12 protein-coding genes are annotated in these 15,306 nt (G+C 49.6%); 6 read left to right on the top strand and 6 right to left on the bottom strand.

The annotated features are described in order from the left end of the window. The first annotated feature begins 165 nt into the window (after positions 1 to 165). Both MKY97_RS26545 and MKY97_RS26540 read left to right on the top strand, forming a co-directional pair. Positions 166 to 3,561, top strand: coding sequence for a cellobiose phosphorylase (locus tag MKY97_RS26545; RefSeq protein WP_342553134.1), 3,396 nt, complete (start codon positions 166 to 168; stop codon positions 3,559 to 3,561). Between the two features lie 218 nt (positions 3,562 to 3,779). Next, on the top strand, positions 3,780 to 4,403 hold the full coding sequence (locus MKY97_RS26540; protein ID WP_342553133.1) for a class I SAM-dependent methyltransferase: 624 nt from the start codon (positions 3,780 to 3,782) through the stop codon (positions 4,401 to 4,403). 35 nt (positions 4,404 to 4,438) lie between these two features. Here MKY97_RS26540 and MKY97_RS26535 read toward each other — a convergent pair whose 3' ends face one another. Next, a complete protein-coding gene (locus MKY97_RS26535) occupies positions 4,439 to 5,512 on the bottom strand; it encodes a methyltransferase domain-containing protein (protein ID WP_342553132.1) in 1,074 nt (357 codons plus the stop codon). Between the two features lie 333 nt (positions 5,513 to 5,845). Between MKY97_RS26535 and MKY97_RS26530 the strand changes: the two genes are divergently transcribed. Together MKY97_RS26530 and MKY97_RS26525 are read left to right on the top strand one after the other, a co-directional pair. Next, entirely contained in the window at positions 5,846 to 6,343 is a 498-nt protein-coding gene (locus tag MKY97_RS26530) for a GNAT family N-acetyltransferase (RefSeq protein ID WP_342553131.1), read from the top strand. Positions 6,344 to 6,405: 62 nt separating this feature from the next. After that, positions 6,406 to 7,194 carry an SDR family oxidoreductase gene (locus MKY97_RS26525; protein WP_342553130.1) on the top strand — a complete coding sequence of 263 codons (789 nt, stop codon included), beginning with the start codon at positions 6,406 to 6,408 and terminating at the stop codon, positions 7,192 to 7,194. A 262-nt stretch (positions 7,195 to 7,456) separates the two neighbouring features. Here the strand turns inward: MKY97_RS26525 and MKY97_RS26520 are convergent, their stop codons facing one another. The 3 genes from MKY97_RS26520 to MKY97_RS26510 form a co-directional block, all read right to left on the bottom strand. Then, a complete protein-coding gene (locus tag MKY97_RS26520) occupies positions 7,457 to 8,425 on the bottom strand; it encodes a hypothetical protein (RefSeq protein WP_342553129.1) in 969 nt (322 codons plus the stop codon). Between the two features lie 317 nt (positions 8,426 to 8,742). Further along, the gene (locus tag MKY97_RS26515) at positions 8,743 to 9,291 is read right to left on the bottom strand and encodes a GNAT family protein (protein WP_342553128.1); all 549 of its coding nucleotides are present in this window, start codon (positions 9,289 to 9,291) and stop codon (positions 8,743 to 8,745) included. 34 nt (positions 9,292 to 9,325) lie between these two features. Then, a complete protein-coding gene (locus MKY97_RS26510; protein WP_342553127.1) occupies positions 9,326 to 9,583 on the bottom strand; it encodes a DUF2164 domain-containing protein in 258 nt (85 codons plus the stop codon). 275 nt (positions 9,584 to 9,858) lie between these two features. On the opposite strand from MKY97_RS26510, the gene MKY97_RS26505 reads away from it, so the two are divergent. Then, a complete protein-coding gene (locus MKY97_RS26505) occupies positions 9,859 to 11,625 on the top strand; it encodes a glutamine--tRNA ligase/YqeY domain fusion protein (protein ID WP_342553126.1) in 1,767 nt (588 codons plus the stop codon). Positions 11,626 to 12,147: 522 nt separating this feature from the next. Here MKY97_RS26505 and MKY97_RS26500 read toward each other — a convergent pair. Further along, entirely contained in the window at positions 12,148 to 13,377 is a 1,230-nt protein-coding gene (locus tag MKY97_RS26500) for an MFS transporter (protein ID WP_342553125.1), read from the bottom strand. 270 nt (positions 13,378 to 13,647) lie between these two features. Here MKY97_RS26500 and MKY97_RS26495 point away from each other — a divergent pair, with 270 nt between their 5' ends. Then, entirely contained in the window at positions 13,648 to 14,301 is a 654-nt protein-coding gene (locus tag MKY97_RS26495; RefSeq protein WP_342553124.1) for a molybdenum cofactor guanylyltransferase, read from the top strand. On the opposite strand, the gene MKY97_RS26490 is transcribed toward MKY97_RS26495, so the two are convergent. After that, positions 14,268 to 15,242 carry an AraC family transcriptional regulator gene (locus tag MKY97_RS26490; RefSeq protein WP_342553123.1) on the bottom strand — a complete coding sequence of 325 codons (975 nt, stop codon included), beginning with the start codon at positions 15,240 to 15,242 and terminating at the stop codon, positions 14,268 to 14,270. The genes MKY97_RS26495 and MKY97_RS26490 overlap by 34 nt on opposite strands. Positions 15,243 to 15,306: the final 64 nt, after the last annotated feature.

Raw genomic sequence — 15,306 nt, 5'->3', positions numbered from 1 at the left:
CATAACAGGTGAAGCACGGTCTGTATGTGAACGTGTTGTTTGACATGACAGGGTTATCGTTGGAACGGGTCTCGCTGGGCCGGTTCAAGGGAACCCTATTCTTTTTCAATAGTATCGAAACGTTTCGATATTGAGTGGTAAACTAATTTAAGGAGTGGTAGAGAGATGGCAGCAACGATGAATGAAACGATTCGGCTGAACGCCGGAGAAGTCACATTTACTTTTTTCAACAGTGGGGATCTGGTTCAGGCTGTTTCCGGCAATACGATGCTGAATCAATTGATCAGCAACCCGATAGATGGGTCTTTGAATAATCTATACCTGCGCGTACATGAGAATGGCGAGATTACTTCCTTCCCGCTGCTCGGCGTACACTCCAACAGCAAGGTATCCACAAGCAAATCGCATGGAGACCGTCAGCTGATCTGGACAGGCCATGTGCAGCCGAAGAACGCTGCGGAAGCGATCAACTATCAGGTCGTATTTACGCTTACGCCGCAAGGCATCTGGTTCTGGGATGTGAAGATTACCGGACAACAGCAGCGTGTTGATGTGGTCTATGGACAAGATGTAGGATTGGCTGATCCGGGTGCGGTACGCAGCAATGAAGCATATCTGTCCCAGTATATTGACCATACCGTGTTTGAGGATGATGCTAAGGGGTATGTGGTATGCTCACGTCAAAACCAGCCGCAGGGAGGAGCTTTCCCCTACATGCAGCAGGGTTCCCTGACCAAATCGGTCGGTTACTCCACGGACGGCTTCCAGTTCTTTGGGCTGTCTTATAAAGAAACCAATCAGCCTGAAAGTCTGACCCGCCCAACACTGGCAAACGAAACGTACCAGTACGAGTTTGCTTATACTGCACTGCAATCCGAGCTGCTGGAACTAAATGGTGAGGCGCAGGTTGTATTCTATGGATTGGCGAAGGCTAGCCATGCATCGGCTATTACCGCACTGGAGTTCGGGGATGAAGTTGCAGCGGCATGGAATGAAGTGAAGACTCTGAATGCAGAACCGGGTGAAGTATTCGAACAGGTGAAGCGTTCCTCATCTCTGGGTGGGCCGCTGGCCGCACTCGATCTGACGCAGGAAGAGATTAACCAGCTGTATCCCGACCGTCACCAGGAAGAACGCAGCGGGGATCAGCTCCTGTCCTTCTTCACGAATTCTTATGAGCATATCGTATTGAAAGCCAAAGAACTGCTGGTGGAGCGTCCACACGGACATATTCTGATGAGCGGCGGCAATGTCAAACTGGGCGCGCAGGTTATTACTACGACATCGTATATGTACGGAATGTTTAACTCGCAGCTTGTTATCGGCAACACTAATTTTAACAAAATGATCAGTAATGCCCGCAATGCTTTGAACGTACCAAAAACGGCTGGACAACGCATCTATGTAGAGATCGACGGGCAATATCGTCTGCTGACGATGCCTTCCCTGTTCGAGATTGGGTTTAACTATGCGCGCTGGATTTATAAAATGGAGTCCGATACACTCATCGTAACGAATTATACAACGACGCATTCTACGGAAGTACGCATGAATGTACGTTCTACAAGTGGAAAAGCCTATCGTTATCTGGTAACGAACCAGATTACGATGAATGTGAATGAGTACGAGTACCCGCTGCACATGACACAGGAAGGCAGCACGCTGACTTTCAAAGCTGACCCGCAATCTTTGAGTGCTGGAACATATCCAGAGCTGGAGTACCGCATGACGGTTGAAGGTGCTTCTGTACAAGCTGGGGACGAAACGCTGCTCGCCAGCGGTGTTCGCAGCGGCTCGGCCTCCCTTGTAACCCTGAGCTTGGAAGAAAGTGCGGCATGGACGCTGAAGGTTCAGGGTGTCCTGGAAGATCAGGCTGCTGCAGGTCCTGAAGCTGCGGCTCCGAGCCTTTCTTTTGAAGAAGAAGTGCATGCGTATCGTGAGTTCTTTGCAGGGGTTATGAACGGGTTCCGTTTGTCCCGCGGCGAGAGCCAGGATGCGGAAGACTTGTTCAAAGTCAACGCGCTTGCTTGGTGGTATACGCACAACATGCTGGTGCATTACTCTGTACCTCACGGTCTGGAGCAGTACGGCGGCGCTGCATGGGGTACCCGTGATGTGTGTCAGGGTCCGGTGGAATACTTCATGGCGACTCAAAAATATGAGCAGGTTCGCGATATCATCAAAATGGTGTATACGCACCAATACGAGGATGACGGCAACTGGCCGCAGTGGTTTATGTTCGATAAATACTTTGCGATTCAGCAGGAAGAGAGCCATGGCGATATCATCGTATGGCCGCTGAAAGTACTGGCAGACTACCTGACTGCAACTCGCGACTATGCGATTCTGGAAGAGAAAGTGCCTTACACGGTTAAGCATAGCTTTGGATTCACAGAAGAGACAGCAACGGTACTGGATCATGCGAAAAAAGAGATCGAGTACATCCGTGCACACTTCCTGCACGATACGTTCCTGTCCTCCTATGGAGATGGAGACTGGGATGATACCCTTCAGCCAGCCAATGCACAGCTCAAGCAGTACATGGTGAGCAGCTGGACCGTAGCTTTGACGTATCAGTCCGTGAACGTGCTGTCACAGGCATTGAAATCCACGGATGGAGCTTTTGCACAGGAGCTTGCCCAACTCGCAGAGGGTATCCGCGAAGACTTCAATCGTTACATGCTGGGCACAGATGTGATTCCGGGCTTTGTGTACATGGAAGAGGCGGATCAGGCGAAGCTGATGCTGCATCCGACAGACACGGAGACAGGCATTCAATACCGCCTGCTGCCGATGACACGAAGCATGATCGGAGAACTGCTGAACGCAGAACAGGCCGAAGCACACTATGCACTCATTCGTGAGCAGTTCCTGTGCCCGGATGGCGTGCGTCTAATGAACCGTCCTGCACAATATGCGGGGGGTGTGAGCACTCACTTCAAACGTGCAGAGCAGGCATCCAACTTCGGACGGGAGATCGGTTTGCAGTATGTGCACGCCCACATTCGCTACGTGGAAGCGATGGCGAAGCTCGGTAAAACGGATCAAGTCTGGAATGGTCTGGCGATGATTAACCCGGTAGGAATCAGCGAGGTTGTGCCTAACGCAGAGATTCGCCAAGCGAATGCGTACTTCAGCAGTTCGGACGGCAAGTTCAACACCCGCTACGAAGCACAGGAACATTTTGACCAGCTCCGTAAAGGTACAGTACAGGTGAAAGGCGGATGGAGAATCTACTCCAGCGGCCCTGGAATCTACATGAACCAGCTGATCTCGAATGCACTGGGTATTCGTCAGGAAGGCGGCAATCTGGTCATCGACCCGGTACTGCCAGCTGAGCTGGACGGCATGCAGTTTGAATTCGAATATGCAGGCAAGCCGGTGACATTTATCTACCACCTGACTGAGGGGACTGTCAGCCGTGTAGCGGTGAACGGCAGCGATATTCAAGGCGAGCGCACAGCGAACCGTTATCGTCAAGGCGGGGTATGCATCACGCTGGATGCGTTCAAACAGGCAAGCAGCACCGCAGAGCGCACGATTGTTGATATTTATATGTAAGAGTTTTTCGCAAAAGGTTTACCAAGACCAGCACAGGAAGAACAGAATTAACTGTCTCTTGTGACATATTGAACTACAGCACCCCTTAGCATATTTAGGATATTTGTTATATCCAATTGCTGCTAAGGGGTGTATTTTTGTTTATATCAACTGCCTGAACGTTTAATATCTCACCTTAATGAATCGAAACTAACATATATAACTTAGGAGGTTAATCATTGGGATCGTACTGGGAAGATCGATTTCAGACAGAAGGGAAAGTTTGGGGAGAAACCCCCAGTGTAATTACAACCAAAGCCATTTCGTCTTTTCGGCAAAGAGGCGTGAAACAAGTGCTGGTCCTGGGGGCTGGATATGGGCGAAACACGAAGGAATTGGCAAAATATTTCAAGGTTGACGGCATAGAGGTATCTGGAGCTGCGGTTAAACTTGCAAGGGAATGGGATACCCATTCGAATGTTATCCATGCTTCTGTGCTGGATGTTAAACTGCCTCAGAAGTATGATGCTGTTTTCTGTTATAACCTTCTCCATTTGTTTAAGCGGCAGGAACGAAACGTGATTATAGGCAAATGCAGCGAGTTTCTTCGGAAGGGCGGATCTGGATTTTTCACCTTATTCTCGGACGAAGACAGCAACTGCGGAAAAGGAAGCCTGCTTGAGCCGAATACATACGAGTATAAACAAGGGAAGTTTGCTCATTTTTTTAATGAGCTGGACTTAAGCCACCACTTCGCAAACTACACCATCCTGGATACCGGTTCATTCCGAGAACAGCTTCACTATGCTCATGAGCAAAGTACCTGGATTGATTTGAGATATGTTAGCTTTCTCAAGGACTAACAGCATATAGCCGATATATGCTGCTTGAATATCGCTTAACGCACTGGAACCGCAAGCAGTGTGTGCAGCAGCTCATTATGCCGCATATGCTTGATCTGGCAGCCTTGTTGAGTCAACCAGACGCACAGTTCGTCCAGCAATGGGAAATGACGCTCGCGCAGAGCCTGCAGCTGTTCCGCATTCCCGGCGGTTTCGGCAAGCTTTACATAGGTATCACGGTGCTCATGATTCGTAAACATCAGATCGGTAAGACAAATTCTGCCCATGGGCGTGGTCTTGAGAACGCGCTGCATTTCTTCCAATGCCAGCTGCTGCTGATCTGGACTCAGATGATGGAAGGCAAAGCTGGAAACGACAAAATCAAAAGATTGATCGGCAAACGGAAGTGCCAGGAAGTTACCAAGCTTTACGTGCATCTGTGGATATTTCCTGCGGCACGTGCGCAGCATCTCCCGTGACTGATCGATTCCGGTCATGACTGCACCCTTATCCAGCATTCTCCCGGCCAGATTGCCCGTCCCGGTTCCTATATCTAATCCGTATTCCCCAATTGCAGGAGAGGTCCATTGGACGGCCTGTTCCAGGGCTTCATCATAATTATGATATAGGTTGAAAGGCTTGTCCGCTTTTGTCCACGCTGTCTGCACCCGCTGATCATGGATGGCTGCTTGTCTATCATAATTCCAGCGATCATGCCAGTTCTGCCGTGCTTCTCGCAGACGGCGCGCACTGCCTGCCAGATTATGCAGATGGCTGACCTTCAGCGGTCCACCCTGACGATTCAGTTCAATCATACGCTGGGTCGTATCCATCATGCGTTTCAACTCTACCCACTGAGCATACATAACTGCCTGCTGCAGCTCGAGATATTCCTCCAGTCCCTGCTGGTTTCCCTGATCAATCTCGGCAAGTGCATGATGAATATCCTGCAGGGACATGCCGATCTCGCGCAGCGCTGCAATGGTCTGCAGTCGCCAAATATCATTTTCCGAATAGGTACGGTAGCCGTTACCCGTCTGTTTGGCAGGCTGGACCAACCCTTTTTCTTCATAAAAGCGAACAGCTCTTGCCGATATTCCGAGCCGGGACGCGGCCTCTTTGATATTCAATCCGGGTGCACCTCCTTGCTTCATGGAACCTGTATTATATACAATCACAATGAAATCAGTATAAACGATGACGTTACGGCAAGGTGAAGTGTTTTTTATGGGTCATTTCGATTTGGCTGATCTGGAGAACACCATTTATAAGTAACTTAGATGATCTCATTTTCATGGTTTGGTTATATGGGTGCGGAATTTAAGTCCATGCGTTGGCTATGCTACAATAGATAGCAGCATAAGGCACATCAAAAGATAGCGTAATGAGGTCAAGGAAAAGGATATTTCAATGAGGCAAAACAAAAAAAATATTGAATGAAATATACGAAAGGTTGAATCGGCATGCTCACCAGTCATACGTATGATATTCGTCCTTCCGAGCTTAAGGATGCGAGCCAGTTAATGGAGCTGGATATGCTGGTTTGGAACGCGTCCACTTCGCCTGCACCGATGCAGTGGCGTTCCAGACAGCAGTATTTACAGTACTGCCCGCCGGGAAACCAATTGATTGCGGTGCAGGAGGATCGGGTGTGCGGATATGTGGGCTTTCATCCCCCCACAGGAATGCCTGTGAACCGCCATGTTTATGAGATTCATATTGCAGTTCACCCCGAGTTCCGCCGCTCCGGCGTGGCGACAGCTTTGATGGAAGCGATGAAAGAGCACGCACTGGGGCAGGGAATACGCAAGCTCAGGCTGCGTGTACTGTCAAGCAATCCGGGAGCGGTCGCCTTCTATGAGCAGTGCGGTTTTATAACGGAGGGCAGACTCGTATCCGAATTTCGAATCGAAGGCAGAGATGTGGATGATATTTTAATGGCCTATTTTATTGGATCATAGACGGTCAGCCTGATAGGTGATGCATCAGATACAGCAAAGAATTGGCAAAGGGAGGAATTACGATGGATATGGGACTTCGCGGTAAAAAAGCACTGGTGCTGGCCTCCAGCCGGGGCCTGGGCAAAGCGGTGGCAGCACAGCTGGCACTCGAGGGCGCCGATGTCATGCTGGCCAGCCGGAGCGAGGATAAGCTCGCCGCGGTAAAAGAAGAACTGCTCGCCCTTGGCGGCGGTGGACGTGTCGAATATGCCGCCACAGATGTAACCCGCAAAGAGGACATTGCAGCACTTATTCAGAAAACAGCTGAACAATTTGGACAGATCGACATTCTGGTCAACAATTCGGGCGGTCCGCCTTCCGGTACGTTTGAGTCTCTGACAGACGAAGACTGGGAGCATGCGTTTGAGCTGAATATGCTCAGCTATGTCAGACTGATTCGAGGTGTACTTCCGTATATGAAGAAAAATGGAGGTCATATCGTCAACATTGCTTCCACTTCGGTCAAGCAGCCGATCCCGGGTCTGATACTGTCGAATACGTTCCGTACCGGTGTGTTTGGCCTTGCCAAAACGCTCTCTCAGGAGCTTGCACCTTATGGCATTTTAATCAACACCGTTGCTCCTGGCCGCATCGCAACAGATCGGATTCGTGAGCTGGATACGGCGCGGGCTGAACAAAATGGGGTCAGTGAAGACGAGATTGCCGAGCAGTTCCGTAAGGAAATTCCGCTGGGGCGCTACGGTCAGCCGGAGGAATTTGCCAAAGCGGTAGTGTTCCTGTTATCCGGGGCTAATTCTTACATTACCGGAACTTCGCTGATTGTGGATGGCGGCATGGTGCGTGCTCTCTAAATGTTATACGGCTTAGTAATAATTAAAGGTCCCTCCTTCACCGCTGTAAACAGCGTGAGAAGGAGGGACTTGGCATGGATATGGAAACGATGGAAACGATATTTTGGCGTTCCAAAGATAAATGGATATTTCTCTTATGCTCTGCTTGCATACGTTTATTGTTCCTGCTTGCCCGAAATCGAAGCAGGTGACGTGAGCTTATTTATACCGTTGTATCAGACGCCAATGGTCGGATGGGTATTATGGGTGCTTCGTGGAGTGGTTAAGCAGGGTCTTTGCTGCTATCAGAGGTGCTCGTTTCTGCCTTATCTGTTGTACCCGCCTTGTCTATCTTGTCGTTCTCTGGTAAAGGTTTAGCTGGAGCACCGGACTCGTCTTTCAAACGAGAGCCATGGTGATGCTCGGGGCGAGCGGATGGTCGTGTGCCATTAACTAGGTCTGTGATGTGCTCCGTTAGGTCAGCAGCCCGCTCATCATACTGAGCCTGCGTAATTTTACCATCCTTCAACTCTTGCTGTAGATCGGACGTTCTATCGGTGACGAGCTGCTGAATAAGGGTTTGCACGCCTACCTTCTGAGCAGATGCAATCTCAGCAAGAGTATCCCCATTTTTGAGTGATGAACTTAACTCATTAGTGGTCACTCCAAGAATGGAAGCGAGCTTGTCCAGGTTACGATCGACTTCAGGACCAAACCCCCGTCCATGCAGGCCAAGTTCAGGCGCACCATGTTCAGGTTTTTTCGCGCGTAATTCGGACGGTTTCTCGTTTACCATTGCACTGATGCGCTCTGTCAGAGCCGCGAGGCGCTCATTATACTGAGTTTGAGTAATCTTGGAGTCGGTAAGCTGCTGCTGCAGATCCTTTTTCTCCGCGGCAGCAAGTGTTTCGATAAGCGTCTGTGTCTCCACATTTTTCGCAGCAGCAATTTCCGCAAGCGATTGGTCTGCTTGAAGGGCCTCTTTTAACTCATCTTTCGTTATACCCAGCACAGATAGTACCTCGTCGGCTCGAGGGCCAAACCAAGGTCCCAATCCTCTCTCGGCTTTGCCAGATGGCTTTAATGTATGGGAACCAATCGGGGCAGTGCGTTTGTTCTGGAGTGCATCGGATGCTTTCGCCGCAGGGTCTGCATGAACTGCAGTTGCTGCCACCAAGCCCCCGCTAAGTGCAAGTGTTAAAGCTAAAGCGCTGGTGACCTTTACTGCTCTTGATGTTGTGGTTTTCTTCATCCGTATCATCCTTCTTCCTGTCATAGAGATTGTGGTTGTAAAGCCACAATGCTATCTTAGGCACCGAGCATGAAGCAGAGATTAGTTCAACCTTAATGGGAAGTAAAAATTGGGGCTGTAACCACAATAACCCTTCATCTGTGGGACATGTGCTGTCACAGACGAAGGGCAGGCGGATATAAGGGATGCGTTAATGTATTTTCATAGTCATTCGATATACTCTAACGTACTCCGAGTGACTTTGATTCACTCTCACGTGCTTTTATTTATGAAAAGGTTATAACAAGTTCGATTCAGGTTCATTATGTAAGGCTGTTTTATCGCAAAAGTTCCCATTCATGCTGCAGCATGCCGTACACCGCATGGTTCACATATCCTTTAGGCAGTTTCTCTGCCTGGCGGATCACGCCTTCAAGCACGAAGCCAAGTCGTTCCGGAATGGCACGGCTGCGTTTGTTGTTTGTGGCACAGCGAATTTCGACCCGGTTCAGATCCAGTGTCACGAGGGCGTAATCCACTAGGACACGGCAGGCGCTGGTCATCAGGCCTTGTCCTTCGAATCCTTTGCCAAGCCAGTATCCGATGCTTACGGAGCGGCTCGTCCAGTTAATCTCGTGGAAACCGATGATGCCGGCCAGTTCTCCTTTTAACCAGATGCCAGCCGTGAAACCGCCGTTCTCCGCAGCTTGTTTTAACGCGCTTGTAATAAAGTTCGATGTATGTTCAATCTCGGTTACCTGGTCGACCCAAGGCAGCCAATGTCTAAGTTGATCCCTGGAACGGTCTGTCAGTTCAAACAGCGGTTTGGTGTGCTCCATCAAAAGCGGGCGAAGCTCCGTATATTCATCGAGTGAATAGGTAAACATGATTGCAACCTTCTTTCTTTATATAATAGGTAGATTAGCGGGGAGGCCGGGGCAATTTGCGCTCCAGAGCAAACAGATCTTCTTCTATGGAGGCCATGCGCTGGTTTACCGTTGTGCGTGCGTCACTGAGTGCCTGATTATATATGTAGGGAGCAAGCTGTGTCATAAACAGGTCGAGGACGCCCCATGCTGCCAGATCGCCCAATTCTTCGCCGCGTTCCTCTTCAAAATACGACTGGATCGTGCGAATGGCTTCATCCTGCTGTTCTTTGGTCAGTTTTAGCGCGTTCACTTGGGAAACCCTCCCTTAAATTTAGTTTTAATCATATGCTACATGATTCGTGCGAACTCGTCAAAATGGTATTAGGCCTAACTTGCAAGGATGCACATATAATGTCTGATCCTGACTTTGGTACTGTTATTTATTGAACTCCTCCCCCGTTAAAGGTATATTTAAATGAAACGCGTACGAAACTTTCCATGAAAGTGGATATTTTCAGGAAATGACTTCGTATTTAAGGAATTTAAACCGGAATTGCTGCAATTCCTGCAAGCTCCAATCCATTCATGAAAGGTTTGATACTCGTGGACAATCGATTCACAACCCCACCTAACTTTATTAAAAATATCATTACCGAAGACCTCCGGTCGGGCAAAGTCCAGGAAGTTATTACCCGTTTTCCTCCGGAACCGAACGGTTATCTGCATATTGGTCATGCGAAGGCGATCTGGATCAACTTTACGCTGGGCGGCGAGTTCGGCGGCAAAACCAATCTGCGCTTTGATGACACGAACCCGGTGAAGGAAGACGTGGAGTATGTAAACTCCATCCAGGAAGACGTGAAGTGGCTCGGATACGAGTGGAACGAGAAACGTTTTGCCTCGGATTATTTCGATGAGATGTACAGCCGTGCGGTCCTGCTGATTCAAAAAGGTAAAGCCTATGTCGACGACCAAAGTGCCGACGAAATTCGACAAATGCGCGGAACACTGACCGAGCCGGGCAAAAACAGCCCATACCGTGACCGTTCGGTGGAAGAGAATCTCGACCTGTTCACACGCATGCGCGCAGGCGAATTCAAGAACGGAGAAAAGGTGCTGCGGGCCAAGATTGATATGGCTTCGCCTAACATCAACCTGCGTGATCCGGTTATTTACCGTATCTCTCATGCACACCACCATAACACGGGCGACAAATGGTGCATCTACCCGATGTATGCATTTGCACACCCGCTTGAAGATGCGATTGAAGGTGTGACACACTCTCTGTGTTCCCTGGAGTTTGAAGATCAACGCCCGTTCTATGATTGGGTCATCGCCGAGTGCGAGATGGAGAGTCAGCCGCGTCAATACGAATTTGGCCGCCTGAACCTGTCCCAGATGGTAACGAGCAAACGTAAGCTGAAGCTGCTCGTGGATGAAGGCCATGTCGATGGCTGGGATGATCCACGGATGCCAACGATTTCAGGTCTGCGCCGCCGGGGGTACACACCGGAAGCGATTCGTGATTTTGTATTCGAAACAGGCATTTCCAAAAGCCAAGGCGTGATCGATCTGCAAACGCTGGAGCACTTTGTTCGTGAGGATCTGAAACTGAAAGCCCCGCGCACCATGGCTGTGCTGCACCCGCTCAAAGTGGTTATCACCAACTACCCTGAGGGACAAGTGGAGTGGCTGGAAGCGGAGAATAACGTGGAAAATCCGGAGATGGGCAGCCGCCAAATTCCGTTTTCCCGTGAGATTTATATCGAGCAAGACGACTTTATGGAAAATCCGCCGAACAAATACTTCCGTTTGTTCCCGGGCAACGAAGTTCGTTTGAAACATGCCTACTTCATTAAATGTAATGACGTAATCAAGGATGCAGACGGTAATGTCGTTGAGATCCACTGTACCTATGACGTAGAAACGAAGAGCGGTAGCGGCTTTACGGGACGTAAAGTGAAAGGCACGATTCACTGGGTGGAAGCGACTCAAGCGGTACCTGCGGAATTCCGTTTGTACGAGCCGCTGATTTCGGCAGAAGCACCCGAGGCGGAGGCCGAAGTAGAAGCAGCGATAGCAGGAGCTGAGATTGAAGCGGATGTAACGGGTGCTGGAGCAGAGACTATCGAGCAGCCGGAGAAAACGTTCCTGGATCAGCTGAACCCGAACTCTCTCGAGATCGTTCACGGCTACGTGGAGCAGGAGATGAAAGAAGCACAACCGCAGGACAAATTCCAATTTTTCCGTCACGGTTACTTCAGTGTTGATCCGAAGCACTCCGAGCCAGGCCGTCCGGTATTCAACCGGGTTGTATCGCTGAAAAGCTCGTTCCAACTGCCAAAGGCCTAAGTTTGGCTTGGGCTGCCGAGCATTAAAGCGCAAACGGTTATAACATTGAAGAAAAGGCGTTCCGTCATGATCGTGACGGAACGCCTTTTTTGTGATTGGGGGAGGAACCCAAAAAACGACCAGGCTTCGAGCAGTCAAGTGATCGGCAAGCCTTTGGACTAGACATTTAGACTAGATAATAATCTAATGTACACATCATCATACCGTGGCCCATCAGCTTGGCTGTAAATCATTCTAACGATCTCAGGAAACGCTATTTGCCCGTTTTTCGGCACTTCTGAATTCTAACGATTCGTACGGACCCTATCCCCCTTGAATGTGATGTTTTTAAGCGGTTTTCCCCTATCAGAGCGGAAATAAGGTTCCTGGAAATCGTTAGAATGTGAAACACCTGAAAAACGTCCAAATAAGCTTCCTGGAGATCGTTAGCGGTTAGCTCAAAGTGATTGATTGTTGGCCTCGGAGATATTGGCTGTGGAAATCGTTAGTCACCTTGAATGATTCCACTAATACGAATTGATACTACCTGTCCTCATCCATGCTGCCCATCTCTGTGAGCACCGTAGGCTGGTATCCATTACGGCGGTTCCACAGCCACATCGTGGCGAAGCCGGCAGCGCCGATGAGTGAGAAGAAGACACCGATGCTGTACATCACCTCAGCCCCGAAGCTCTGGAACAGCCATCCACCGAATAATCCGGCGATGACACCGGAAAGGCCGCCCCAAGCCATTGTATACACCGCCTGCCCGGAGGAACGATAGGGCCTTGGAATAAACAGCATGGTGAGCTGCGTACCGACATAGAAATAACCGCCAAACGTGACAGAGTGCATCAACTGAATAAATACAACCTCCAGCGGGTTAGACGCCAGAGCCATGAGCTGCCAGCGCAGCGCAAACAACAGACTGACCACGATGAGCGAGCCGAGCAGCATGCTCATTTTGCGTTTAAGCAGCCGGTCAAGCAGCAGGAACACACCCACTTCAAGAATGGAAGATGTGAAGATGGCCCAGCCGACCATCTGCTTGTCGCCGCCCATCTCTACAATATATAGCGACATAAAGGTACTATTCATAGCGTTAGGCACCGAAACAAGCACCCCAAGTCCGATGAAAATCATAAAATACGGATTAAACATAACTTTGCCGAACCGCCGGAATGTAATAACGGGTGTGTCTGAGGCGATGGGCTGCCTTGGCAGGAAGACGGACAAGACAAAGGCAGTAGTGATCATGCATGCAAATATAATGGATACACTGCTTACGCCATAACGGTCAATAACCGGCCCGGCGGCGGCCGCGGTCAGTGCCCAACCCAGCGAACCCCAGAGCCGAAAGGTGCCGAATTTTTTCCCGGTGCCATCAATGTACCCAAGAATCAGACTGTTGGTTTGAGCGAATAGCGGACTCTGAAAAAAATAAAAGATAATCATAGCTGCATATATCCAGGCATACGTGGGCGCGTAAAATACCCCTTGTGCGAGCACAAAGGTACCTCCCATCATGATCATCAGCACGATCCGAATATTGCGTGACTTATCGCTCCAGTAGCCCCAGAACGGATTGGCAAAGAGGGATACAAAGGGACCGATGGCCATCAGGCTGCCAATCTCCAGTTTGGTCATACCAATCTCTTGTAGATAGAGCTGCAGGAATCCGGCGAAGATCGAAATGGCTCCGTAAATGAAAAAATTATATAGTTTCAATGAGGCCAGCGAAGATGTGCCTCTCACAGATGCAGATCTGTCCAATTGAGCCATTCCTTTCCGAATCAAATCATATTGTTCAATGTATCATTTGTTGAAAGGGGATTCAATGTATAGAATAAATGGATTAAGGTGATGTCCTGCTCCAGCGAGTAATGTAAATGCAGGATGATGACCCACGGTCCACCGTGTAAACTGTAACTCATATGATAGCTGCGATATCCGAACTGAACTTCCAGGACGTGTAGTTAGCCTTAAATGAATCATACTTTTATTTTATTATAAGCTCATGGTACTACGGGGAGGAGGTTGGCGATGGAAGCAAAAAAATGGACAGGCATTATACTGGCAGGCGGATTATCCAGGCGAATGGGGACCGACAAAGCACTGCTGGAACTGAACGGCTCGACCGTTCTGAATCATATTGTGAACACGATGAAACCTGCAGTATCCCGAATTGTCGCTGCAGCAGGTCCGAATGAAGCAATCTACAGCGCAATGGGGTACGAAGGCATTGAATGTGTGCAGGATGAATATCCCGGCAAGGGGCCGCTTGCCGGCCTTCATGCCGCACTGTCTGCATCAAATACCGACTGGAATCTGGTCTGTGCCTGCGATATGCCGCTGCTGCAGCCTTCCTTTTTCAATGGAATGAAGAGGTTGGCACTGCAGGATGAAACATATCATGTCATCATTCCGCATGTGGATGGACGCATTCATCCGCTTGCAGGAGTGTACCACAGACGTATACTTCCCGAACTGGAGCACTGCCTGATTCATGACCGTCTGCGTGTGATCCGCTGGCTGGAAGAAATGGAGTGCCGCTATGTCGAAACATATGAACTGGAGCAGGTTGGTATTGAGCAGGCTGCACGGCAGTTGAGTAATATGAATACCCCGGAACAGCTTGATTACATAAAGGCCCAAGCTCGTCTTCAAGATTCGGGCGGCCCGCCTTCAGGGCGGTGAGAAAAAGGTTCACGGCTGTTCTCGGCATGTTGGTTCCGGTAGAGAAGCGGGCTTTGACCTGTCCAGCGTTTGAACTGTCTGCTGAAGTGGGACAAGTGTGTATAGCCGAGTTTGATCGCAATCTCCCCGAGAGACAGATCGGGCTGCTCCATCAGCATTTTGGCTTCCTGCAGCTTCAGATCCGACAAATATGCACGCGGAGATTGTCCAAATACTTTACGGAAAACTTGTAAACCGTATCCTGGGCTGATGCCGAGCGATGCAATAATCTGCTCCACCCTGACCGACGAAACACTGCCGTCCCGCGCTCGGAGCTGGGCATGAAAGGCCTGTTTGATCGCCTCGGCAACTGCCCCTGCGTAATGCATGGCTGTTGGAGCCGGAGCTTGAGAGGCAGAGGCGGAAATAGCCGATTCCGGTGCAGAGTCAGCAGCCTGGGACAGCAGCGCGAACAGCTCAAACATACGTGCCTGCATCAGCAGTTTGTCCGTGGAAGTGTAAGCTTCGGCAGTATTGATCATGCCCATCCAGCTCTCCAGAACAGCTCGTATTTTTATATTATCTTCTGTACCTGCGGCATAGATTCTGCTGCGCTGAGATATCAGCTTTAAAGTGAATACCGGATCATCTACATTAAAATGTGCACTGAAATACGTCATGCCTTCTGTAGAAATACATTCATTTGTATGCCTGAATCCGGGAGGAATAAGCAGGATGGACCCTTCCTCCACTGTATAAGTGTAACCGTGAATCAGGCTCTCCTGCGTACCCCGAATGATCAGAATAATTTCAAATCCGGGATGTGTCTCCTCCGGCATAGCCCACCCGCAGGGTACTTGCTGGCTGTGTGCACCATAGAATTTGAGATTACTATCGATAATCGGAAGCCAGTGAGCCAGCGTATGGTACGGCATCTCTCGAAGCTGTGAACGGATATCCATGACTTTCACCTCGGAAAAGGGTAAAAAATACTCGCCTTGTGCCATCGGCACTATGCATGCACTT

The organism is Paenibacillus sp. FSL R7-0652 (assembly GCF_038595045.1).
GTDB lineage: Bacteria > Bacillota > Bacilli > Paenibacillales > Paenibacillaceae > Paenibacillus.
Note: the sequence above shows the minus strand (reverse complement) of the source record. Positions and strands in the feature narration are given on the sequence as shown.

Bases quoted from the DNA above. Each gene is read 5' to 3' on its own strand.
- MKY97_RS26545 (WP_342553134.1), top strand. From the start codon at position 166: ATGGCAGCAACGATGAATGAAACGATTCGGCTGAACGCCGGAGAAGTC.
- MKY97_RS26515 (WP_342553128.1), bottom strand. From the start codon at position 9,291: ATGTTTACCTATTCACTCGATGAATATACGGAGCTTCGCCCGCTTTTG.
- MKY97_RS26520 (WP_342553129.1), bottom strand. From the start codon at position 8,425: ATGAAGAAAACCACAACATCAAGAGCAGTAAAGGTCACCAGCGCTTTA.
- MKY97_RS26495 (WP_342553124.1), top strand. From the start codon at position 13,648: ATGGAAGCAAAAAAATGGACAGGCATTATACTGGCAGGCGGATTATCC.
- MKY97_RS26525 (WP_342553130.1), top strand. From the start codon at position 6,406: ATGGATATGGGACTTCGCGGTAAAAAAGCACTGGTGCTGGCCTCCAGC.
- MKY97_RS26505 (WP_342553126.1), top strand. From the start codon at position 9,859: ATGAAAGGTTTGATACTCGTGGACAATCGATTCACAACCCCACCTAAC.
- MKY97_RS26490 (WP_342553123.1), bottom strand. From the start codon at position 15,242: ATGGATATCCGTTCACAGCTTCGAGAGATGCCGTACCATACGCTGGCT.
- MKY97_RS26530 (WP_342553131.1), top strand. From the start codon at position 5,846: ATGCTCACCAGTCATACGTATGATATTCGTCCTTCCGAGCTTAAGGAT.